The organism is Serratia sp. SA088 (genome assembly GCF_049065515.1).
In the GTDB taxonomy this organism is placed as follows: Bacteria; Pseudomonadota; Gammaproteobacteria; order Enterobacterales; family Enterobacteriaceae; genus Serratia; species Serratia nematodiphila.
The window spans coordinates 127443-150564 of the sequence record NZ_JBAKGW010000011.1 but is presented as its reverse complement, the minus strand read 5'-3'; the positions used below and the strand labels follow the sequence as shown (position 1 = coordinate 150564).

The following is a 23122-nucleotide window of genomic DNA, read 5'->3' as shown; positions in this document are numbered from 1 at the left end:
GACATCAACAGAAAAAACAATGGCGATATGGAACTTCGTGTTCTATATGAACTCCAAGCGAGTGCTTGCTCAGGAAAATAATGTATGGCTGGCAGTACAATTTTACGCGTGGAGACGGATTTGGGGAGAGTTTACCTCGGATGAGCGAGCAGTTAACGGATCAAGTTCTGGTCGAGCGGGTCCAAAAGGGCGACCAGAAGTCGTTTAACCTACTGGTAGTGCGCTATCAGCATAAGGTGGCGAGTCTCGTTTCCCGCTATGTGCCGCAGGGCGATGTGCCCGATGTGGTGCAGGAGTCGTTTATCAAGGCCTATCGCGCACTGGAATCGTTCCGTGGCGACAGCGCTTTTTATACCTGGTTGTATCGAATCGCCGTGAACACGGCAAAGAATTATCTGGTTGCTCAGGGGCGCCGTCCGCCATCCAGTGATGTGGACGCCAACGATGCGGAAAATTACGAAAGTGCGGGCGCACTGAAAGAAATTTCGAACCCTGAGAACTTAATGTTGTCAGAAGAGCTGAGACAGATAGTTTTCCGTACCATTGAGTCTCTCCCTGAGGATCTTCGCATGGCGATTACCCTGCGGGAGTTGGATGGTCTAAGCTACGAAGAAATAGCCGCCATCATGGATTGCCCGGTCGGAACCGTACGTTCGCGTATTTTCCGCGCCCGGGAAGCTATCGATAATAAAGTTCAACCGCTGATCCAGCGTTAGCAATGGCGGGCACAGGAAGGGTACTTAGGCATGCAGAAAGAAAAGCTTTCCGCTCTGATGGATGGTGAATCGTTCGACAGCGAGCTGTTGAGTTCTCTGTCGCAAGATCGAACGCTTCAACAAAGCTGGCAGAGCTATCACCTGATACGTGACACACTGCGAGGTGATGTCGGACAAGTGATGCATCTCGACATCGCCGATCGCGTCGCCGCTGCACTTGAGAAAGAACCCGCCCGGCTGGTGCCTTCCGCCGTTCAGGAATCTCAGCCGCAGCCTCACACCTGGCAGAAAATGCCGTTCTGGGACAAAGTGCGTCCTTGGGCGAGCCAGATTACGCAAATCGGCATGGCGGCCTGCGTGTCGCTGGCGGTGATCGTCGGCGTGCAGCACTACAACCAGCCTTCTGCGACATCGAACGCGTCCGAATCGCCGGCCTTCACCACGCTGCCGATCATGGGGCAGGCCTCGCCGGTCAGCCTGGGCGTTCCTGCCGACAGTTTCTCCACCGGCAGCGGCCAACAGCAGCAGGTGCAGGAACAGCGCAAGCGTATCAACGCCATGCTGCAGGACTATGAACTGCAACGTCGCCTGCATTCGGATCAGCTGCAGCTTGAGCAAGGCAACCCGCAACAGGCTGCCATTCAGGTTCCCGGAACTCAGTCTTTAGGAATGCAACAGCAGTAATGAAGCAAATCTGGTTCTCCGTTTGTTTATTGACGGGCAGCCTGCTCTATTCCAGCATCGCCCCGGCGCAGCCAACTGCGTCCGGGGCGTTATTGCAACAGATGAGCAGCGCCAGCCGTTCTCTCAATTACGAGCTCGCCTACATCAGCGTCAGCAAGCAGGGAATCGAGTCGTTGCGCTATCGCCATGCGGTGATCGGCAACGTGCCGCTCGGCCAGCTGCTGCATATGGATGGCCCGCGCCGCGAAGTGTTGCAGCGCGGCGGCGGGATCAGCTACTTCGAACCCGGTCTGGAGCCGTTCACGCTCACTGGCGATCACATCGTCGACGCGCTGCCGGCGATCGTTTATGCCGATTTCACCCGTCTGGCGAAGTATTACGACTTCATCTCCGTGGGCAGCACCCGCATCGCCGATCGGCCGTGTGAAGTGCTGCGCGTGGTGGCGCGCGACGGTTCCCGCTACAGCTACATCGTCTGGATGGACGAAGACACCAAGCTGCCGCTGCGGGTGGATTTGCTCGATCGCGACGGCGAAACGCTGGAGCAATATCGGGTGATCTCCTTCGCGGTCGGCGCCGAGGTGCAGGGCGCGATGCAGGGGCTGCTCAAGGCCAACCTGCCGCCGCTGCTGTCGCTGCCGGCGGTGGAAAATGTCCAGCTCAGCTGGAGCACCGGCTGGCTGCCGGCCGGCGTGGACGAGGTGGCGCGCAATCGCCGCAAATTGCCGAACGTCGCCGTGCCGGTGGAATCCCGGCTCTACAGCGACGGCCTGTTCAGCTTCTCGGTCAACGTCAGCCCGGCGGGCAGCGGAGCCGGGCAGCAGTACTACCGTCAGGGGCGCCGCACCATTCAGACCGAAGTGCGCGCGGGCAACGAAATCACGATTGTGGGCGAATTGCCGCCGGCGACGGCCAAGCGCATCGCCGACAGCATTTCTTTCAAGGTATCGCCGTAATGATGAAAGAGTGGGCCACGGTGGTTTCGTGGCAACAGGGCGTAGCGCTGCTGCGTTGTGAACCCAAGGCCGGCTGCGGCAGCTGCACCGCGCGCTCCGGCTGTGGCGCGCGTGCGCTGAACGAGCTGGTGCCGGAAACCGAGCATCAGCTGCAGGTACATATCGATCAGCCGCTCGAACCTGGGCAGCGCGTCGAGGTCGGCATCGCGGAAGGCAGCCTGCTGCGCTCCGCCATGCTGGTTTACCTGACGCCGCTGCTGGGCATGATGGTGGGCGGCACGTTGCTGCAATATTGTTTCGGCAGCGACGCCTCGGCGGCAGTTGGCGCCGTGTTGGGCGGCGGCGTGGCCTTTATGCTGGCTCGCCGCTTGGCCCGACGTCTGGGCGAGCAGGCCGATTACCAGCCGGTGGTGCTGCAAATTGGGTTGCCGCCTACCGCGATGCGCATGCAGGCGGAAAACTCCCCGCTGATTTAAACCGATGGCCGCGTCATCGCCGGGTTGTGATAGGCGGGGATGCGGTTGTGGATCATATGCTCCAACAGCGCGATGAATAGATCGGCGCTGAGCAGCGAATCGTAGTTAATCGCGAACAGCACATTTCCCTGGCCGTCGAATAAGCGGATGCCGCGCTGCGGATGATTTTCCAACGCGCGGATCTGTTCGATAGGCACGTTTCCCCGTTCCGTTGTCAGCAGGGTGGCGCTCAGCCGCAGCGTTTCGGTCGGCGTGCCTTGCTGCTTGCCGAGCAGCAACTGCCACAGCCAGCGCGCGTCGCCCTCTATGGTGTGAAACGACACAGTTCCCCCCTGATAGAGCGCATTCAGCGCCAGCGGCCCGCGCTGCTGCAGCTGTTGGTCGACGATCACGTCCGCCAATCGCCACGAGTGGGCGACGTTGCTGAAAACCGTGCACCAAGGCTGATCTGCACCGGCGCGGAACGCCGTAACGTCAAACAGCCCGCCAAAAGCCTGGCCGCCGCGAAAGCGATAGATGTCGCCGATCTTGTCAAACGGGATGAAACGCTCTTTGTGATGGTGGCTGTCAAAGACCCGCACGCCGTGCTCGTACAGACGATAGGTCAGCGTCGGACGCAGATAATGCCGCAGCGCCAGCAGCGTACAGCCGAGTAAAATCGTGCCCGCGCCGGCTTGCAACAGCGTGATGACCTGGCTCTCGTCAATGCTGCTCAGCAGCGGCAGCACCAACAGCGCCGCCCCCACGCTAAACAGCAGCGCCGCCGCCGCCAGTATGCCCCAGTTGACCTTTGAAAAATCGTGCCGGCTCAGCATTTGCCCTTTATCGATCATAATGCACCTTCCAATCAACGTACGCAGATATGCTGGTGAACCCCGGTGGGCTGCCGATGTAGTGCCCTGAATAATGTTTTGTCGCGGAGCTCATGCCCTTTCTATCCGAGGGACGGTGGTGGCGTATATGGGGTTTTTCCTAAAGGAAGTGGGGCAAAATGGAATTCTAAGAGGTTGATCCAAATATTCTTTTTTTATAATTTCGGAGAGGGTTTATTGCGCTGTGGCCGGTTATGTATTAGCGCCGAAGTTTGACGGCCACGAAGTACCGGCAAGCCTTGGATTCAGGCCGCATCGTCCGCGTTAACATCTGTTTTCACCCGCCGGGGCGCCCTGTAACATTTAGCGGCGCATAATAGAATGCCTTCACTGCACCGATCGCTAGGTTTTCAGTGGTGTGGCATGTAGAATGCAGCGATTCAGGTGCAAGACGGCCTCACCCATTCACTGTCGCTTTAGGTCCATGCGGGTTTCTATAGGCGAGTAATTCAGAAATACCAAGGCAGAAAAACTTTTATAATGAAGCATATACGAAATTTCTCCATTATTGCCCATATTGACCACGGTAAGTCGACGCTGTCTGACCGCATTATCCAAATCTGCGGTGGCTTGACCGACCGTGAAATGGCTGCGCAGGTGCTCGATTCCATGGATCTGGAGCGCGAGCGCGGCATCACCATCAAGGCGCAGAGCGTGACGCTGGATTATAAAGCGCAGGATGGGCAGACCTATCAGCTTAACTTTATCGACACCCCAGGCCACGTTGACTTCTCCTATGAAGTTTCCCGCTCGCTGGCGGCCTGCGAAGGCGCGCTGCTGGTGGTGGACGCTGGCCAGGGCGTAGAAGCCCAGACGCTGGCCAACTGCTACACCGCGATCGAAATGGATCTGGAAGTGGTGCCGGTGTTGAACAAAATCGACCTGCCGGCCGCCGATCCGGATCGCGCCGCGCAGGAAATCGAAGACATCGTCGGCATCGACGCCACCGATGCCGTGCGCTGCTCGGCCAAAACCGGCGTCGGTGTGCCTGACGTGCTGGAGCGCCTGGTGCGCGACATTCCGCCGCCGCAGGGCGATCCGGATGCGCCGCTGCAGGCGCTGATCATCGACTCCTGGTTCGATAACTACCTGGGCGTCGTGTCGCTGGTGCGCGTCAAGAACGGCACGCTGCGCAAGGGCGACAAGATCAAGGTCATGAGCACCGGCCAGGTGTATAACGCCGATCGTTTGGGCATCTTCACGCCGAAGCAGGTCGATCGCGACGTGCTGAACTGCGGCGAAGTGGGCTGGCTGGTCTGTGCGATCAAAGACATCCTCGGCGCGCCGGTGGGCGATACCCTGACGCAGGCGCGTCAGCCGGCGGATAAAGCGTTGCCGGGCTTCAAGAAAGTGAAGCCGCAGGTGTACGCCGGTCTGTTCCCGATCAGCTCCGACGACTATGAATCTTTCCGCGATGCGCTGGGCAAGCTGAGCCTTAACGACGCCTCCCTGTTCTACGAACCGGAAAGCTCCACCGCGTTGGGCTTCGGCTTCCGCTGCGGCTTCCTCGGTCTGCTGCACATGGAGATCATTCAGGAGCGTCTGGAGCGTGAATACGATCTGGATCTGATCACCACCGCGCCGACGGTAGTCTATGAAGTGGAAACCACCGGCAAGGAAGTGATCTACGTCGACAGCCCATCCAAGCTGCCGCCGTTGAACAACATCCAGGAACTGCGCGAGCCGATCGCCGAATGTCACATGCTGATGCCGCAGGAATACCTGGGCAACGTCATCACCCTGTGCGTTGAGAAGCGCGGCGTGCAGACCAACATGGTCTACCACGGCAACCAGGTGGCGCTGACTTATGAAATCCCGATGGCGGAAGTGGTGCTCGACTTCTTCGACCGCCTGAAGTCCACGTCGCGCGGTTATGCGTCGCTGGATTACAACTTCAAGCGCTTCCAGGCCTCCGACATGGTGCGCGTGGACGTGCTGATCAACAACGAGCGCGTGGATGCGCTGGCGCTGATCACTCACCGCGACAACTCGCAGTACCGCGGCCGTGAATTGGTGGAGAAGATGAAAGATCTGATCCCGCGTCAGCAGTTCGACATCGCGATTCAGGCGGCGATCGGCACGCACATCATCGCGCGCTCCACCGTGAAGCAGCTGCGTAAAAACGTGCTGGCGAAATGCTACGGCGGTGACGTCAGCCGTAAGAAAAAGCTGCTGCAGAAGCAGAAAGACGGTAAGAAGCGCATGAAGCAGGTCGGCAACGTCGAGCTGCCGCAGGAAGCGTTCCTGGCCATTCTGCACGTCGGTAAAGACGGCAAGTAACCGCGACGAGTTCGCGAAACGAGGGAGTTTGCATGGCGAATATGTTTGCCCTGATCCTGGCGTTGGCCACCCTGGTCACCGGGATCATCTGGTGCTTCGAGCGCTTTAAATGGGCGCCGGCCCGCCGCGCGAAGATTGCGGCGGTCAACGAGCAGACCGCGGGCGCCGTAGACGATAAAACGCTGGCGAAAGTGGCGAAGCAGCCAGGCTGGGTGGAGACCGGCGCATCGGTCTTCCCGGTGTTGCTGCTGGTGTTTGTGGTGCGTTCGTTTATTTACGAACCGTTCCAGATCCCGTCCGGCTCAATGATGCCGACGCTGTTGATTGGCGATTTCATTCTGGTGGAGAAATATGCCTACGGCATTAAAGATCCGATTACCCAGACGACGCTCATTGAAACCGGCCATCCGAAGCGTGGTGATATTGCGGTATTTAAATATCCGCTGGATCCGAAACTGGATTATATCAAGCGCGTGATTGGCCTGCCGGGCGACCGTATTACTTACGATCCGGTGAATAAGCGCGTCACGGTGCAGCCGTCCTGCAACAGCGGGCAGTCCTGTGATACCGCGCTGGCCGTGACCTACGCCGATGCGCAGCCGAGCGACTTCGTGCAGCTGTTCAGCCGCAGCGGCATGGGCGAGGCCAGCAACGGCTTCTACCAGATCCCGCTGAACGATAGCGTGCCGTCGGGCGGCATTCGCATGCGTGAGCGCCAGGAAAGCCTCGGTAACGTCACGCACCGCATCCTGACCGTGCCGGACGCGCAGGATCGAGTGGGCGCTTACTACCAACAGCCGGGCAAACCGTTGGCGGAGTGGGTGGTGCCGGCCGGGCATTACTTCATGATGGGCGACAACCGTGACAACAGCGCGGACAGCCGTTACTGGGGCTTTGTGCCGGAGAAGAATCTGGTGGGCAAAGCCACGGCCATCTGGATGAGCTTTGAAAAACAGGAAGGCGAGTGGCCTACCGGCGTGCGTTTCAGCCGGATCGGCGGCATTCATTAATCGCTGATTTATTCCCTGTCAATTTCACGCCGCAGCCTACTGCGGCGTGAAAGATTAAGAGGATATAAACACAGCATTATGTTTCCACTCGTTGTAGAATACCTTCTCGAGCGATAAAAGTTGGCTCCTGCTGGGAGCCACTGCAAACGAAACAGCTTTGGATCGGCTTTCGGCGAAGCAGGCCTGTTCCGTGTGCTGCAAGTTTTTGACGCATTCTTGATCTATTGGTAACTCATGAACCCCATCGTAATAAACAGGCTGCAGCGGAAGCTGGGCTACACTTTTCAACAGCAGGAGCTTTTACTGCAGGCTTTGACTCACCGCAGCGCCAGCAGTAAACACAATGAACGTCTTGAGTTTCTGGGTGACTCGATTCTGAGCTTTGTCATCGCCAATGCGCTCTATCACCGTTTTCCTCGCGTAGACGAGGGCGACATGAGCCGCATGCGCGCCACGCTGGTGCGCGGCAACACGCTGGCGGAGATGGCGCGCGAGTTTGACCTGGGCGAATGTCTGCGGCTTGGGCCGGGCGAATTGAAAAGTGGTGGGTTCCGCCGCGAGTCAATCCTGGCGGATACGGTGGAGGCATTGATCGGCGGCGTGTTCCTGGACAGCGACATCCAGACCGTCGAGCGTCTGATTTTGGACTGGTATCGCAGCCGGTTGGACGAAATCAGCCCCGGTGATAAGCAGAAAGACCCGAAAACCCGTTTGCAGGAATTTTTGCAGGGGCGTCATCTGCCGTTGCCTTCTTATTTGGTGGTGCAGGTTCGCGGTGAAGCGCACGACCAGGAGTTTACCATCCACTGCCAGGTGAGTGGTTTGAGCGAGCCCGTGGTGGGCACCGGCTCGAGCCGCCGTAAAGCCGAGCAGGCGGCAGCGGAACAAGCGCTGAAAAAGCTGGAGCTTGAATGAGCGAAGTAAAACAACACTGCGGGTTTATCGCCATCGTCGGCCGCCCGAACGTGGGCAAATCGACGTTGCTGAACCAACTGCTGGGGCAGAAGGTTTCCATTACGTCGCGTAAGCCGCAGACGACCCGTCACCGCATCATGGGCATCGACACCGATGGCGCCTATCAGGCGATCTACGTCGATACCCCCGGGCTGCACATCGAAGAAAAACGCGCCATCAACCGTTTGATGAACCGTGCGGCCAGCAGCTCGATCGGCGACGTTGAGCTGGTGATCTTCGTGGTCGAAGGCACCAACTGGACCGCCGACGACGAAATGGTGGTCAACAAGCTGCGCAGCCTGCGCTGCCCGGTATTGCTGGCGATCAACAAGGTCGATAACGTTACCGACAAATCCAAGCTGTTGCCGCACATCGCGTTCCTCAGCCAGCAGATGAACTTCCTCGACGTGGTGCCTATCTCCGCCGAGAAAGGGATGAACGTCGACACCATCGCCGGCATCGTGCGCAAGCTGTTGCCGGAAGCGGAACACCACTTCCCGGAAGATTACATCACCGATCGCTCCCAGCGCTTTATGGCGTCCGAGATCATCCGCGAGAAGCTGATGCGTTTCCTGGGCGAAGAGCTGCCGTACTCGGTGACGGTGGAAATCGAACAGTTCGTGGCTAACGATCGCGGCGGCTACGATGTGCACGGCCTGATCCTGGTTGAGCGCGAAGGCCAGAAGAAAATGGTCATCGGCAACAAGGGCGCCAAGATCAAAACCATCGGCATCGAAGCGCGTCAGGACATGGAACAGATGTTCGACGCCAAAGTGCATCTCGAGCTGTGGGTGAAAGTGAAATCCGGTTGGGCGGACGACGAACGTGCGCTGCGCAGCCTGGGCTATGTTGACGATCTGAAGTAACGATCCGTGGACGGCTGGGAGCGCGCTTTCGTCCTGCATGGGCGGCCGTACAGTGAAACCAGTCTGATGCTGGATCTGTTTACCGAAGGTCATGGGCGGGTGCGCTTGCTGGCGAAAGGCGCGCGCAGCCGCCGCTCCAATCTGAAGGGTTGCCTGCAACCCTTTACCCCCCTGTTAGTGCGCTGGGGCGGCCGCGGCGAAGTGAAAACGCTGCGCAACGCCGAAGCGGTCTCTCTCGGTTTACCCCTCAGCGGCATGATGCTTTACAGCGGCCTGTACGTGAACGAACTGCTGGCGCGCGTGCTGGAGCAGGAAACCAACTACTCGGTGCTGTTCTTCGACTACTTGCAATGCCTGCAGGCGCTGGCGGCGGAAGACAGTTCGCCGGAACAGGCGCTGCGCCAGTTCGAGCTGGCCTTGTTGCATCATCTCGGCTACGGCCTCGATTTTCTGCACTGCGCCGGCAGCGGCCTGCCGGTGGATGACGCCATGACCTACCGTTACCGCGAAGAGAAAGGCTTTATCGCCAGCCTGGTGGTGGATCACTACAGCTTCACCGGGCGTGAACTGCGCGCGCTGGCGGAGCGGCAGTTTCCCGATGCCGAGACGCTGCGCGCCGCCAAGCGTTTCACCCGCATGGCGCTGAAACCCTACCTCGGCGGCAAACCGTTGAAGAGCCGCGAACTGTTTCGCCAATTCGTGCGCAAACAGCCGAATACGCCGGTTGACGACGCCTGACCTTTTCCCCTTTTTCCGCCCTGCGCCCGCGTGTAAACTGCTGGCACTGAAAATCGTATTTAGAGGTTGTCATGGCTGATTTGCTGCTGGGCGTCAATATCGATCACATCGCCACGTTACGTAACGCGCGCGGAACCCAATACCCGGATCCGGTTCAGGCGGCATTCATTGCCGAACAGGCGGGGGCCGACGGCATTACCGTGCATCTGCGCGAAGATCGCCGCCACATCACCGACCGCGACGTGCGCTTGCTGCGCCAGACCATCCAGACGCGCATGAACCTGGAGATGGCGGTGACCGACGAGATGCTGGACATCGCCATTGAGCTGCAGCCGCATTTCTGCTGCCTGGTGCCGGAAAAACGCGAGGAAGTGACCACCGAAGGCGGCCTGGACGTCGCCGGCCAGCTGGACAAAATGAGCGTGGCGGTCGAGCGCCTGGCGCAGGCGGGCATTCTGGTTTCGCTGTTCATCGATCCCGATCATCGCCAGATCGACGCGGCGGTGGCGGTGGGCGCACCCTATATCGAAATCCACACCGGCGCCTACGCCGAAGCGCAGGGCGAGCTGGCGGTACAGGCCGAGCTGCGCCGCATCGCGGTCGCCGCAGCCTACGCGGCCGAGAAGGGGCTGAAGGTCAACGCCGGCCACGGCCTGACCTACCACAACGTGCAGCCGATTGCCGCGCTGCCGGAAATGCACGAGCTGAACATCGGCCATGCGATTATCGGCCAGGCGGTGATGAGCGGTCTGCCGGCTGCGGTTGCCGACATGAAAGTGCTGATGCGGGAAGCGCGCCGGTAATGGCGGTGCTCGGGCTGGGTACCGACATCGTCGAGATGGCGCGTATCGAGGCGGTGGTGGAGCGCAGTGGCGATCGTCTGGCGCGCCGCGTGCTGAGCGACGCCGAGTGGGCGCTGTATCAGCAGCACCAGCAGCCGATTCGCTTTCTGGCCAAGCGTTTCGCGGTGAAAGAGGCCGCCGCCAAGGCGTTCGGCACCGGCATTCGCAACGGCCTGGCGTTCAACCAGTTCGAGGTGTTCAACGATGCGTTGGGCAAACCGAATATTCGTTTGCACGGCCGCGCCGCCGAGCTGGCGGGGGAGATGGGGGTCACCGCGATCCATGTTTCGCTGGCCGATGAAAGGCGCTATGCCTGCGCGACGGTGATCGTCGAAAGCTGAAAATAGAAAGGGCGCCCTGCGGCGCCCTTGTCAGTCCTGCGGCGGGTTAAATGCGATCGGCGTGGTGCAACACCACGAACTTGTCCCACAGCTGTTCGTTGGTCTCACGATGCTGCGGATCGGTGATAATGGTGTTGTCGATGGGGCAGACCTGCTGACAGGTTGGCGTATCGTAATGGCCAACGCACTCGGTGCAGCGATCGGTATCGATCTGGTAGATCTCATCGCCCATCGAAATTGCCTGGTTCGGGCATTCCGGCTCGCACATGTCGCAGTTGATGCATTTGCGTGTGATTAGCAGGGCCATGGCGTATCTCTCATTATTAACAGGGGTATTTTCGCAGCGGCAATTATACCGGTCAAACCAACTTTTTCATTAACTGTTCGCTGTGTTTGATGCGATCGCGGGCATGATCGAGATCGTGCTGGATCAGCGCCATAAACAGCAGGTCGGTGAGGGCGAACTGGGCGGTGCTGGAGGAGATGGCCGCGCTGCGGGTGCGGGGCTCTTCGGCGATGGTATAGAGGCAGTGATCGGCGCGTTGCTGCAGGCCGTTGGGCGAGAAGCTGGTCAGCGCCAGCACCCTGGCGCCGGCCTGGCGCGCTTCTTCCGCCGCCAGATTGATTTCACGCCGCTCGCCGCTGAAGGAGATAGCCAGCAGCAGATCGCGTTTGTCCAGCGCCTGCACCGCCGCCAGTTGGACGTGCATATCCGCTTCGGCCACCGCCATCACGCCAATTTTCAGCAGCTTGAAGGAAAAATCCTTGGCCACCAGCCCGGAGGCGCCGATGCCGATCAGCATCACTCGGCGCGCCTGGCGCAGCATGTCCAGCGCCTGATGCAGCCGCTCTTCGCTGTTGATGTCCAGCGTCGCGCGCAGCGCCGCCTGCTTTTCCGCCAGCAGCTTTTCACCGACGATTTTCAGCGTGTCGCTGCTGAGAATGTGGTTATGAACGGTCACTACCGGTTCTGCCTGCGGCTGGGCCAGCGTTTCGCTCAGCGCCAGCTTCAGCGCCGGGAAACCTTTATAGCCCAGCTTTTGGGCGAACTTCACCACGCTCGACTGGCTAACGCCGGCCAACTGAGCCAGTTTTTGCGAGCTGAGATGGCGCGCCTGCTCGGCGTTATTCAGCAGAAAGTCCGCCAGCTTGCGGTCGTTTTGCGCCAGTGTCGGATACATCTGGCGAATGCGCAGAAGGGTACTCATTGTTCTTTCCCTGGAAACCAGCGGCCATTTTGCCATGCAGAGGGCGAAAACGCGCGGTGAAAATTTTTGTGAGCTCACCGTTAAAATAGCAAATAGCGCTCGCTTTGTTGAATAAAATATTCAAATATTGATTTAATTATGTGAATTAAAAATTCAAAGGTGAACAGATGAACTTAGGCGCACTGGTATCGGAAACCCGCAACCCGGCCACCATGGGGCTGGATGAAATGTCGACGCTGGACATGGTTCGTTGCTTTAACCAGGAAGATCGCAAGGTGCCGGAGGCTATCGAAAAGGTGTTGCCGGCGATCGCGCAGGCGGTCGATTTGGCCGCGGCGGCGTTGAAGGCCGGCGGCCGGTTGATTTATTTGGGCGCCGGCACCAGTGGTCGCCTGGGCGTATTGGACGCTTCCGAGTGCCCGCCGACCTTCGGCGTGCCGCACGGCGTGGTGGTGGGGCTAATCGCCGGCGGGCCGGGCGCGCTGCTCAAAGCGGTGGAGGGGGCGGAAGATGACGAGGCGCTGGGTGAAGCCGATCTCCGGGCGCTGAACCTCACCGCCGTCGATATGGTGGTGGGGCTGGCGGCCTCGGGGCGCACGCCCTACGTGATCGGCGCACTGCGCTATGCGTGCGGGCTGGGCTGCCCGACGGCGGCCATCTCCTGTAACCCGGATTCGCCGATTGCGCACGAAGCACAGGTGGCGATTTCGCCGGTGGTGGGGCCGGAGGCGCTGACCGGCTCAACGCGCCTGAAATCCGGCACCGCGCAGAAACTGGTACTCAACATGCTGTCGACCGGTGCGATGGTCAAACTGGGCAAGGTCTACCAGAACCTGATGGTGGACGTGAAGGCCACCAACGTCAAACTGGTGGATCGCGCCTGCCGCATCGTGATGGAGGCCACCGGCGCCGAACGCGCTCAGGCGGAGGCGGCGCTGGCGCAGACCGGCTTTGAGGTTAAACCGGCGATCCTGATGATTTTAGCCGGCGTCAGCGCCGAAGAGGCGCAGCAGCGGCTGCAGCGGCACGATGGCTACCTGCGCGCGGCGCTGGCGCGTTAATTCACGGTGGGGGCGGCGATGGACAAGACAACGGCATTGGCGACACAGCTCCTGGCGGGCGTGGGGGGCGAGGGCAATATCCTCAAACTGGAAAACTGCATGACGCGGGTGCGCGTCGAGGTCAGCGATGAGCAGCGGCTGGATCTGGCCGCCCTCAAGCAGCTGCCGGGGGTGAAGGGCTATATCAAACAGGGTGAACAGCATCAGTTTATCGTCGGTCCGGGCGCCGCCGCCAAGGTGGTGGACGCCATGCGCGGGCTGTTGAGCGGTGATGCGCAGCCCGTTGCCGCCGTCGGTGACGCCGCCCGCACCAAGGCGCAGGCCAAGCAAAAATACGCTGCGCCGATGAGCGGCGCGCTGAAAAAGCTGGCCGATGTCTTTATTCCGCTGATCCCGGCGTTTATCGCCTCGGGGCTGATCACCGGTATCATCAACCTGCTGAAACGGCCCGACATCGCCGGCCAGCTGGCGGTGGACTACCCGAACGTGCTGGGGCTGCTGGCGATCTTCGGCAGCGCGGTGTTCGCCATTATGAACATTCTGGTTGGGGTCAACGCCGCGCGGGTGTTTGGCGGTTCGCAGGCGATGGGCGGCGTGATGGCCGGCATTCTCTCCAGTCCGGCGCTGGCGCAGATCACCCTGTTCGGCGAGGCGCTGCAGCCGGGGCGCGGCGGGGTGATCGCCGTATTGTTGGTGGTGGCGTTGATGTGCTGGGTGGAGAAGCGCCTGCGCACGCTGTTGCCGGAGTCGGTCGAACTGATCCTTAACCCATTGCTGACCACGCTGGTGACTGCCTCATTGGCGATCCTGATCCTGCAGCCGCTCGGGGGGGTTATTTCCGATGCCATCGCCCACGGCGCCAATCTGGCGATCGACAAGGGCGGGCTGCTGGTGGGGGCGCTGCTCTCCGGGCTGTTCCTGCCGCTGGTGCTCTCCGGCCTGCATCAGGGGCTGGTGCCGATCCACGTCGAGCTGGTGCAGGCGCACGGTTCCAACCCGCTGTTGCCGATCCTGGCGATGGCCGGCGTCGGTCAGGTGGGGGCGGCGCTGGCGGTGCTGCTGAAAACCCGCAACGCGCGGCTGAAGAAGGTGATCAAAGGGGCGTTGCCGGTCGGCATTCTCGGCATCGGCGAGCCGCTGATCTTCGGGGTGACGCTGCCGCTGGGCCGGCCGTTTATCGGCGCCTGCCTCGGCGGCGCGGTCGGCGGTGCGCTGATCAGCTACTGGAAGGTGGCGACGGTGATCACCTTCGGCATTTCGGGGCTGCCTTTGGCGTTGACCATCGTCTCAGGTAAGGTGATGTTGTATCTGGCGGGGATGCTGATTACGATTATCGCCGGTTTTCTCTTCACCTGGATGATGGGGTTCAACGATCCCGAGGAGTAGCGTTTGAGCGACAAGCAGCAACAACCGGCCGCAGCAGGGCGCCGCGTGGTGTTTTTCGATCTGGACGGCACCCTGCATCAGGAGGATATGTTCGGCAGTTTCTTGCGCTTCCTGCTGCGCCGCCTACCGCTGAACCTGCTGCTGGTAGTGCCGCTGCTGCTGCCGATCGGCCTGGCGCTGTTGCTGCTGGGGCGCGCTGCGCGCTGGCCGATGAGCCTGCTGCTGTGGGCTATCACTTTCGGGCGTTCCGAAGCGACGCTGAAGGCGCTGGAGCGGCAGTTTATCGAGGCCTTTCGCCAGAAGGTGACCGCGTTTCCGGTGGTGCAAATGCGGCTGCGGCAGTATCTGGAGGAGCACGATGCCGAGGTGTGGCTGATTACCGGCTCGCCGGAGCAACTGGTGGCGCAGGTGTATCGGGATTCGGCGTTTCTGCCGCGGGTGCGGTTGATCGGCAGCCGCATCACGCGCCGCTGCGGCGGATGGGTCTTGACCCTGCGCTGCCTGGGGGCGCAGAAAGTGGTGCAGCTGGAACAGCGGCTCGGCGCGCCGCTGAAGCTGTACAGCGGTTACAGCGACAGCAAGCAGGATAACCCGCTGCTGTTCTTTTGCGAGCACCGCTGGCGGGTGAGCAAGCAGGGCGAGCTGCAGCAGCTGGAATAAACCAAGGGCGGAGAATTCCGCCCTTGGTTGCTTTTATCGGTACCGCGATCAGTCGTCGCTTACGTCGTGCGGCTTGCGCCCCAGCTGCCAAATCTTCTCCGCATAATGCCCCAACGCCCACAGGCTCAGGCCGAGCAGCGCGAAGAAAATCGTTTTCGGCATGCTGTCCCAGAAAAACTCGAACAGGCGGGTATAGAGGTTGATGCCGAGGAAGGTCAGCCCGAAACCGCGCAGCATGGCGTCGTCATGCTTCAACCCCAGCCAGATGGCGGCGAGGGCGGCCAGCCCGAACAGCAGGCTCCAGTGGAACAGCTCAATCTGGCGCGCGCGGTACCAGCTGTCGAGATCGCCGTAGTTGCCGAAGATAGACAGCAGCCACAGCGCGATGAACAGGTACAGCAGGCCCATCGCCAGCGACACCCGCTGCAGGCCGCGCTGCGCCAAGAGCGGCCGCAGCAGCAATGCGGCGGCGATCAGCACCCCGCCGAAGGCGATAAAGCGAATCGGGTAGCTCATGCCGAGCCAGTAGGCGCCCCAGCCGGACAGGTAGCCGGTCTCGGCGCCGAAGGCATTGCCGAGCGACAGCAGGGCGAACCACCATACCAGCCCGGAGCGGCTGAACCAGCCGATCGCGCCGTACAGCAGCGCGGCGACCAGCAGCAGTACGGAAACCCGCCCGCTGCCGTTATCCAGCCAGACGCCCAGTTGCCATAAGGCGCAGGCGGTGAGCAACACGGCGACAAACAATGCCGCCTCGTTGCCGTAACGTTTTTCCGGGTGCCGTTGGCGGCGGCGCAGCGCCCAGACATAGGCCAGCGCCGCCAGTACGCCGGCGATCGCCATGCGCACCGGCGCGTCGAAGCGGAAGAGTTCGCTCAGCCATTCAAGCAGTGCGCTGTCGGCGAACAGGCTGGTGACGGCGATCAGCAACGAGGCCAGCGCGGCGAGAAACGCATAGCGCGCCAGCCGCCGCCAGTCGAAAGGTTGCACGTCCACATGCTGCAGCAGTTGCTGCCGTTGTTCGGGCGTCATGGCGCCTTCCCCAACCCAGCCGTCCAGCGCCTTGCGCACCACGACGGCGTTCTTTTTACTGAGTTTCATGCTTCTTGTCCCTGAATCACATGCCGATTCGGCCAGTATAGCCATTGGCGGGCGGCTACGACAAAGGAGGGCTAGTGTGTATAATGCCCGCCGCAAAAGCGCACGAGGAATTATGCGATGACTGAATATAACGATGAGTACTGGATGCGTCAGGCATTGCAGCTGGCCCTGCGCGCGCAGGAAGAGGGCGAGGTGCCGGTGGGTGCGCTGCTGGTGCTGGACAATCAGGTCATCGGCGAGGGCTGGAACCGGCCGATCGGCCGCCACGATCCTACCGCACACGCCGAGATCATGGCGCTGCGCCAGGGCGGCGCGGTGCTGCAAAACTATCGCCTGCTGAACGCCACGCTGTACGTCACGCTGGAGCCCTGCGTGATGTGCGCCGGCGCGATGGTGCACAGCCGCATCCGCCGGTTGGTGTACGGCGCCGCCGACGAGAAAACCGGCGCGGCCGGCTCGCTGGTGGACATTCTGCGCCATCCGGGCATGAACCATCAGGTGGAGATCGTCTCGGGCGTGCTGGCGGACGAATGCGCCGCCACCCTGAGCAATTTCTTCCGCCTGCGCCGCGAACAGAAAAAAGCGCTCAGGCTGGCGCAGCGGGCGGCGGATAAGCCGGAATAATCAGTAGTTGAGCGCCAGTTCCGGCATCACCGTCGGATAGCCTTTCCCCAACGCTTCCTGCTCGGCGGCCGCCTGCGCCGCCTTTCTCTCTTTTTCCTGCAGATAGCCCACCAGGCTGACCTGGTAGCGGCGGATGTTTTCTACATAGTTGTAGGCTTCACGCCCGCGCGCATAGCCATAGGTCAGCTGCGGGTAGTAGCGCTTTTGGCTGAGCATCGGCAGGCGCTGCTTGACGTCGACCCAGCTGTCCGGGTTGCCTTTTTGCGTCTTGGTCAGCTTGCGCGCGTCCAGCATATGGCCCCAACCCATGTTGTAGGCCGCCAGCGAGAACCAGATGCGTTCGTCTTCCGGCACGCTGTCCGGCACCTTGGCCATCAGCCGCTGCAGGTACAGGGCGCCGCCCTGAATGCTCTCTTCCGGATCGAGGCGATCGTTGACCCCCAGGCCGTCGGCGGTGGCGCGGGTCAGCATCATCAGGCCGCGCACGCCGGTGGGGGAGGTGGCCTGCGGATTCCAGTGCGATTCCTGATAGGCGATGGCCGCCAGCAGCTTCCAGTCGATCTCGTTGGCGTGCTTCTCGAACAGCGGGCGGAAGTTGGGCAGCACCGAATCGATGGCCGACAGGAAGGTTTTGGTATCCACATAGTCGAAGCTGCCGACGTGGCCGAGGTATTTCTCTTCCAGCCGCGCCAGGGTGCCGTCGTCCACCATCTGGCTGTAGAAGTCCAGCATCGCCGCGTACAGGCTGTCGTCGCCGTCGCGTTTCAGGTACCAGGTGACCGGTTCTTCGTCGGTGACGTCGAACGCCACCGCCAGCTGCGGATGGATGCGCTGCAGCAGCGCGATGGTCACCGAATCGCCGAGGGTGTAGTCCAGCTTGCCGTCGGCCACCCGTTCCAGCAGCTCTTTGGAGGTGAGATCGCTGGAGGACTCCCAGGCGAGATCCGGGTATTTATCCTGCTTGAGCTGTTTTAGCGTGCTGACGTGCGCGGAACCGGAGGCGACCGCCAGCTTGCCTTTGATGTCGGCGAAGCTTTTCGGCCGCGGGTTGCCCAGCCGGTACACCAGCTGTTGGGAAACGGAGTAGTAGGCCGGGCCGGTGCGCGCGCGGCTGAGGCGCTCCTGGTTGTAGATCAGGCCCGCCGCCAGCAGGTCGGCGTCGTCGTCGTCCAGATCGTCGAACAGGTCATTGATGTTCTGATGGGGGATCACCACCAGCTTCACCCCGAGGTAGTTGGCGAAGCGCTTGGCCAGTTCGTAGTCGAGCCCACCCGGCCCTTGCTTGGTGTTGAAATAGGTCAGCGGTGAATTCAGCGTGCTGATACGCAACTCGCCGCGGGAAATGATCTCCTGGAGTTGCCCGCCCTGGCCGCTGCGCCAGGTGATGTTGGGCCACAGCGCGAGAGCCAGAAGCAGAGTGACAACGCCGATGAGGATGTAGTTTATTTTAAGACGTTTCAAATAGTTATCCAGTGGTGGCACAGGTACGCCGGCGACGACAACCGCGACTTTTCTCATGGTTAAATCACCAGTGCGGGGGGCATTTTGCGCAACAAAACGCCAGTGTGCAACTTTATTGACACGTTATGACAATTCGACGGTGCGGCATGCTTTTATCAATAATCCCTACGCAAACGGTTTCGTCGGCGCCGAGGATTCTCTATAATGACGCGCGTTTTCCCCTGTTGCGCCCAATGAAGCGTCTTATCCGTCGCTTCGAAGACGAGAGAACTTTGATTATGGAAATTCTGCGTGGTTCGCCCGCTTTATCGGCTTTTCGCATTACCAAACTGCTGTCCCGCTGCCAGGACGCTCACCTGCCCGTCAGTGATATCTACGCCGAGTACGTCCACTTTGCCGATGTCAGCGCACCGCTAAGTGCCGAAGAACACGCCAAGCTTCAGCGTCTGCTCAAGTACGGTCCTTCTCTCGCCGAACACGCTCCTGAAGGCCGGCTGCTGCTGGTTACGCCGCGTCCGGGCACCATTTCTCCCTGGTCTTCCAAAGCCACCGACATCGCCCACAACTGCGGTCTGCAACAGGTGCTGCGGCTGGAGCGCGGTCTGGCGTTCTACGTCAAGGCGCCTGAACTGACGGAAGCCCAGTGGCGGCAGCTCGCCGCGCTGTTGCACGATCGCATGATGGAAACCGTCTTCAGCGAGCTGCAACAGGCCGAACAGCTGTTCGCGCACCATCAGCCGGCGCCGTATCAGTCGGTCGACGTGCTGGGCGCAGGGCGCGCCGCGCTGGAGCAAGCCAACGTCCGGCTCGGCCTGGCGCTGGCGCAGGACGAGATCGACTACCTGCTGAATGCCTTTACCGGTTTGGGGCGCAACCCGACGGATATCGAACTCTATATGTTCGCGCAGGCCAACTCTGAGCACTGCCGCCACAAGATTTTCAACGCCGACTGGATCATCGACGGCGAGCAGCAGCCTAAATCGCTGTTCAAGATGATCAAAAACACCTATGAGCAGACGCCGGACTACGTGCTGTCGGCGTATAAAGACAACGCCGCCGTGATGGAAGGTTCGCAGGTCGGCCGCTTCTTCGCCGCGCCGGAGAACGGCACGTACGATTACCATCAGGAAGACGCGCACATCCTGATGAAGGTGGAAACTCACAACCACCCGACGGCGATTTCGCCGTGGCCGGGCGCCGCGACCGGCTCCGGCGGCGAGATCCGCGACGAGGGCGCCACCGGCCGCGGCGCCAAGCCGAAGGCCGGCCTGGTGGGCTTCTCGGTGTCCAACCTGCGCATTCCCGGCTTTGAACAGCCGTGGGAGCAGGACTTCGGCAAACCGGAACGCATCGTCACCGCACTGGACATCATGACCGAAGGCCCGCTGGGCGGCGCGGCGTTCAACAACGAATTCGGTCGCCCGGCGCTGCTGGGCTACTTCCGCACCTATGAAGAGCGCGTCAACAGCCATAACGGCGTCGAGCTGCGCGGCTACCACAAACCGATCATGCTGGCGGGCGGCATCGGCAACATCCGCGCCGATCACGTGCAGAAAGGGGAAATCACCGTCGGCGCCAAGCTGGTGGTGCTGGGCGGCCCGGCGATGAATATCGGCCTGGGCGGCGGCGCGGCGTCCTCGATGGCGTCCGGCCAGTCCGATGCCGATCTGGACTTCGCTTCGGTGCAGCGCGACAACCCGGAAATGGAACGCCGCTGTCAGGAAGTGATCGACCGCTGCTGGCAGCTGGGCGACCAGAACCCGATCCTGTTTATCCATGACGTCGGCGCCGGCGGCCTGTCCAACGCCATGCCGGAGCTGGTGAGCGACGGCGGCCGCGGTGGGCGCTTCGAGCTGCGCGATATCCTCAACGACGAGCCGGGCATGAGCCCGCTGGAAGTGTGGTGCAACGAATCGCAGGAACGTTACGTGATGGCGATCGCCCCGGCGCAGATGGCGCAGTTCGACGAGATCTGCCGCCGCGAGCGCGCACCTTATGCGGTGATCGGCGAAGCGACCGAAGAACAGCACCTGACGTTGAACGACCGTCACTTCGACAACCAGCCGATCGACATGCCGCTGGACGTGCTGCTCGGCAAGACGCCGAAAATGACCCGCGACGTTACCCGTCTGCAGGCGAGTGGCCAGCCGGTGCAGCGTGAGAACATCACGCTGGCCGACGCGGTGAAACGCGTGCTGCATCTGCCGGCCGTTGCAGAGAAAACCTTCCTGATCACCATCGGCGATCGCACCGTTACCGGCATGGTGGCGCGTGACCAGATGGTCGGCCCGTGGCAGATCCCGGTGGCCGACTGCGCGGTCACCACCGCCAGCCTGGACAGCTACTACGGCGAGGCGATGTCGCTCGGCGAACGTGCGCCGGTGGCGCTGCTGGACTTCGCCGCCTCCGGCCGCCTGGCGGTCGGGGAAGCGCTGACCAACCTGGCTGCCACGGAAATCGGCAGCCTGAAGCGCGTGAAGCTGTCCGCCAACTGGATGGCCGCCGCCGGCCACCCGGGCGAAGACGCCGGCCTGTACGAAGCGGTGAAAGCGGTGGGCGAAGAGCTGTGCCCGGCGCTGGGCATCACCATCCCGGTGGGCAAAGACTCCATGTCGATGAAAACCCGCTGGCAGGAAGGCGACGAACAGCGCGAAATGACCTCGCCGCTGTCGCTGGTCATCACCGCCTTCGCCCGCGTGGAAGACGTGCGCCACACCGTGACGCCGCAATTGCGCACCGATAAGGGCGACAGCGCGCTGCTGTTGATCGATCTGGGCAATGGCCATAACGCGCTGGGCGCTACCGCGCTGGCGCAGGTTTATCGCCAACTGGGCGACAAACCGGCCGATGTGCGCGATGTCGCGCAGCTGGCGGGCTTCTTCAACGCCATGCAGCAGCTGGTGGCCGATCGCGCGCTGCTGGCTTATCACGACCGCGCCGACGGCGGCCTGCTGGTGACGCTGGCGGAGATGGCCTTTGCCGGTCACTGCGGCGTAGAGGTTAACCTCGATGGCCTCGGCGACGATGCGCTGGCGGTGCTGTTCAACGAAGAGCTGGGCGCGGTGATCCAGGTGAGCGCCGAACGTCTCGACGAGGTGAAGCAGGCGTTCGCTCAGCATGGGCTGACCGACAACGTGCATCAGATCGGCAGCGCGCAGGCCGGCGATCGTTTCGTCATCAACCAACATGGCAAGGCGTTGTACAGCGAAAGCCGCAATACGCTGCGCACCTGGTGGGCGGAAACCACCTGGCAGATGCAGCGCCTGCGCGACAACCCGGCGTGCGCCGATCAGGAACATCAGGCCAAGCAGGATGAACAAGATCCCGGCCTGAACGTGAAGCTGACCTTCGCACCCGAGGAAGACATCGCTGCGCCGTACATCGCCAAGGGCGCTCGCCCGAAAGTGGCGGTGCTGCGCGAGCAGGGGGTGAACTCCCACGTTGAAATGGCGGCGGCGTTCCACCGCGCCGGCTTTGACGCCGTGGACGTGCACATGAGCGATCTGCTGGCCGGGCGCCGCGATCTGCAGGACTTCCACACGCTGGTGGCCTGCGGCGGCTTCTCTTACGGCGACGTCCTGGGCGCCGGCGAAGGCTGGGCGAAGTCTATCCTGTTCAACGAGCGGGTGCGCGACGAGTTTGAAGCGTTCTTCCACCGTCCGCAGACGCTGGCGCTGGGCGTGTGCAACGGCTGCCAGATGATGTCCAACCTGCGTGAGCTGATCCCGGGCGCCGAACACTGGCCGCGCTTCGTGCGCAACCTGTCGGATCGCTTCGAGGCGCGTTTCAGCCTGGTGGAAGTGGCGGCCAGCCCGTCGCTGTTCATGCAGGGCATGACCGGCTCGCGCATGCCGATCGCCGTTTCCCACGGTGAAGGGCACGTCGAAGTGCGCGATGCGGCGCATTTGGCGGCGTTGGAAAGCCACGGCCTGGTGGCGCTGCGTTTCGTCAACAACGCCGGTCAGGTGACGGAAGCTTATCCGGCCAACCCGAACGGCTCGCCGAACGGCATTACCGCCGTGACCAGCGCCAGCGGGCGCGCCACGGTGATGATGCCGCACCCGGAGCGCGTGTTCCGCACCGTCAGCAACTCCTGGCACCCGGAAGAGTGGGGCGAGGACAGCCCGTGGATGCGTATGTTCCGCAACGCCCGTAAGCAGCTGGGCTAAAAACGGCCACCACCGTACAGAGGGCGCAAGCAATTGCGCCCTTTTTTATGGCCGGCGTTCGCCGTCTGGCGGCAGTGTCTGCATTTTGCGACAAGCGCTATTTTCCCTGTCGCCAAATGGAGACGTTTAACTTATTGATTTTATTGCAGGTAAGCAGGTTTGACTTTAGTTGTCTGCATTTGGCGACAGCACGGCGTTTTTTTCATCGCTCATCAGTGCGTAATGGGTGGGGGGGATTTGCTGATGTGATTTTATTTTTAAATAAAATCATTGTGTTATTATTTTTGTTGCAAAACTGGCACGCTACGTGCATTATTCTCGGCGGCTGCTCATTCACCTTTTTATGACGGCGCCGTAATTAGACGGCAAATCGCCTCATAAGCCTCCGAATGATGCCAAAGAAATGGTGCCTATCGTCCAACCAAACCGATAACAGACCGCGCAAGCGGCTTTATCAAGCATCGGGCGACACGTGGAGTGAGGCACCGCCTGTATCCAACTGTGATGAAGGGTTCATCAATCCTGGATACTTACGGATGCTATTCGTCCTGTTCGATGCCAGCCGCTGCGCTACATCACCCTGGGGACGAGGTTTAAGGGCATCCACACTTTCCTTGCGTTGGGGCAAGTTTCTTGCCCCGATGTCAATTCTCAACGCTGCGCTTATGCCCGTTTCGTTGCCTATGCCCTCGAACGCAGACGCTATCCCCATACTCT

Annotated in this window: 21 protein-coding genes; 16 read left to right on the top strand and 5 right to left on the bottom strand. The window is 61.2% G+C overall.

All coding sequences use genetic code 11. The features are described from left to right. Window positions 1-140: 140 nt before the first annotated feature. From rpoE to rseC, 4 genes are read left to right on the top strand one after another with little or no spacing between them, the layout of a single operon-like run. The gene (rpoE, locus tag ACOWVD_RS22800; RefSeq protein WP_004929136.1) at window positions 141-716 is read left to right on the top strand and encodes an RNA polymerase sigma factor RpoE; all 576 of its coding nucleotides are present in this window, start codon (window positions 141-143) and stop codon (window positions 714-716) included. 30 nt (window positions 717-746) lie between these two features. Then, window positions 747-1400: an anti-sigma-E factor RseA gene (rseA, locus tag ACOWVD_RS22795; protein WP_015378809.1), complete on the top strand. Its 654-nt coding sequence runs from the start codon at window positions 747-749 to the stop codon at window positions 1398-1400. Next, window positions 1400-2356, top strand: coding sequence for a sigma-E factor regulatory protein RseB (gene rseB, locus ACOWVD_RS22790; protein WP_004929141.1), 957 nt, complete (start codon window positions 1400-1402; stop codon window positions 2354-2356). Before rseA ends, rseB begins: the two co-directional genes overlap by 1 nt. Then, on the top strand, window positions 2356-2832 hold the full coding sequence (rseC, locus tag ACOWVD_RS22785) for a SoxR-reducing system protein RseC (protein WP_049242216.1): 477 nt from the start codon (window positions 2356-2358) through the stop codon (window positions 2830-2832). Before rseB ends, rseC begins: the two co-directional genes overlap by 1 nt. Here the strand turns inward: rseC and ACOWVD_RS22780 are convergent. Then, on the bottom strand, window positions 2829-3665 hold the full coding sequence (locus ACOWVD_RS22780) for a hypothetical protein (protein WP_049242209.1): 837 nt from the start codon (window positions 3663-3665) through the stop codon (window positions 2829-2831). The two genes, rseC and ACOWVD_RS22780, sit on opposite strands and share 4 nt — an antisense overlap. A 519-nt stretch (window positions 3666-4184) precedes the next feature. Between ACOWVD_RS22780 and lepA the strand changes: the two genes are divergently transcribed. The 7 genes from lepA (at window position 4185) to acpS (ending at window position 10735) form a co-directional block, all read left to right on the top strand. After that, a complete protein-coding gene (lepA, locus tag ACOWVD_RS22775; protein WP_004929150.1) occupies window positions 4185-5984 on the top strand; it encodes a translation elongation factor 4 in 1800 nt (599 codons plus the stop codon). A 32-nt stretch (window positions 5985-6016) separates the two neighbouring features. Beyond that, window positions 6017-6994: a signal peptidase I gene (gene lepB, locus ACOWVD_RS22770; RefSeq protein WP_160125873.1), complete on the top strand. Its 978-nt coding sequence runs from the start codon at window positions 6017-6019 to the stop codon at window positions 6992-6994. A gap of 234 nt (window positions 6995-7228) precedes the next feature. Further along, entirely contained in the window at window positions 7229-7909 is a 681-nt protein-coding gene (gene rnc / locus ACOWVD_RS22765) for a ribonuclease III (protein ID WP_004929158.1), read from the top strand. Beyond that, window positions 7906-8814, top strand: coding sequence for a GTPase Era (gene era, locus ACOWVD_RS22760; RefSeq protein ID WP_004929162.1), 909 nt, complete (start codon window positions 7906-7908; stop codon window positions 8812-8814). Before rnc ends, era begins: the two co-directional genes overlap by 4 nt. 6 nt (window positions 8815-8820) lie before the next feature. Beyond that, the gene (gene recO, locus ACOWVD_RS22755; RefSeq protein ID WP_004929165.1) at window positions 8821-9552 is read left to right on the top strand and encodes a DNA repair protein RecO; all 732 of its coding nucleotides are present in this window, start codon (window positions 8821-8823) and stop codon (window positions 9550-9552) included. Between the two features lie 71 nt (window positions 9553-9623). Then, complete coding sequence (pdxJ, locus tag ACOWVD_RS22750; RefSeq protein WP_016929790.1) at window positions 9624-10355, top strand: pyridoxine 5'-phosphate synthase; 732 nt, start codon at window positions 9624-9626, stop codon at window positions 10353-10355. Further along, window positions 10355-10735 (top strand): holo-ACP synthase, encoded by a 381-nt coding sequence (gene acpS / locus ACOWVD_RS22745; protein WP_004929169.1) that lies wholly within the window; start codon window positions 10355-10357, stop codon window positions 10733-10735. The genes pdxJ and acpS overlap by 1 nt, the downstream gene beginning before the upstream one ends. Window positions 10736-10781: 46 nt before the next feature. On the opposite strand, the gene ACOWVD_RS22740 is transcribed toward acpS, so the two are convergent. Both ACOWVD_RS22740 and ACOWVD_RS22735 read right to left on the bottom strand, forming a co-directional pair. Next, window positions 10782-11042 (bottom strand): YfhL family 4Fe-4S dicluster ferredoxin, encoded by a 261-nt coding sequence (locus tag ACOWVD_RS22740; protein WP_033632309.1) that lies wholly within the window; start codon window positions 11040-11042, stop codon window positions 10782-10784. A 52-nt stretch (window positions 11043-11094) separates the two neighbouring features. Continuing rightward, window positions 11095-11943 (bottom strand): MurR/RpiR family transcriptional regulator, encoded by an 849-nt coding sequence (locus tag ACOWVD_RS22735; protein ID WP_164095095.1) that lies wholly within the window; start codon window positions 11941-11943, stop codon window positions 11095-11097. A gap of 167 nt (window positions 11944-12110) precedes the next feature. Here ACOWVD_RS22735 and murQ point away from each other — a divergent pair, with 167 nt between their 5' ends. Genes murQ through yfhb form a run of 3 tightly spaced genes read left to right on the top strand, consistent with a single transcriptional unit; the run spans window position 12111 to window position 15050 of the window. Then, window positions 12111-13004, top strand: a complete 894-nt coding sequence (gene murQ / locus ACOWVD_RS22730) for an N-acetylmuramic acid 6-phosphate etherase (protein ID WP_049242197.1) — start codon at window positions 12111-12113, stop codon at window positions 13002-13004. An 18-nt stretch (window positions 13005-13022) separates the two neighbouring features. Continuing rightward, window positions 13023-14390, top strand: coding sequence for a PTS transporter subunit EIIC (locus ACOWVD_RS22725; protein ID WP_049242195.1), 1368 nt, complete (start codon window positions 13023-13025; stop codon window positions 14388-14390). Between the two features lie 3 nt (window positions 14391-14393). Continuing rightward, on the top strand, window positions 14394-15050 hold the full coding sequence (yfhb, locus tag ACOWVD_RS22720) for a phosphatidylglycerophosphatase C (protein WP_049242192.1): 657 nt from the start codon (window positions 14394-14396) through the stop codon (window positions 15048-15050). A 48-nt stretch (window positions 15051-15098) separates the two neighbouring features. Here the strand turns inward: yfhb and ACOWVD_RS22715 are convergent, their stop codons facing one another. Next, complete coding sequence (locus ACOWVD_RS22715; protein WP_049242191.1) at window positions 15099-16151, bottom strand: DUF2157 domain-containing protein; 1053 nt, start codon at window positions 16149-16151, stop codon at window positions 15099-15101. Between the two features lie 117 nt (window positions 16152-16268). On the opposite strand from ACOWVD_RS22715, the gene tadA reads away from it, so the two are divergent. Continuing rightward, complete coding sequence (tadA, locus tag ACOWVD_RS22710; RefSeq protein ID WP_015378796.1) at window positions 16269-16775, top strand: tRNA adenosine(34) deaminase TadA; 507 nt, start codon at window positions 16269-16271, stop codon at window positions 16773-16775. Here tadA and mltF read toward each other — a convergent pair whose 3' ends face one another. Beyond that, window positions 16776-18236 (bottom strand): membrane-bound lytic murein transglycosylase MltF, encoded by a 1461-nt coding sequence (gene mltF, locus ACOWVD_RS22705; RefSeq protein WP_049242188.1) that lies wholly within the window; start codon window positions 18234-18236, stop codon window positions 16776-16778. A gap of 278 nt (window positions 18237-18514) precedes the next feature. Between mltF and purL the strand changes: the two genes are divergently transcribed. Further along, on the top strand, window positions 18515-22405 hold the full coding sequence (purL, locus tag ACOWVD_RS22700; RefSeq protein WP_197763922.1) for a phosphoribosylformylglycinamidine synthase: 3891 nt from the start codon (window positions 18515-18517) through the stop codon (window positions 22403-22405). Window positions 22406-23122 lie beyond the last annotated feature (717 nt).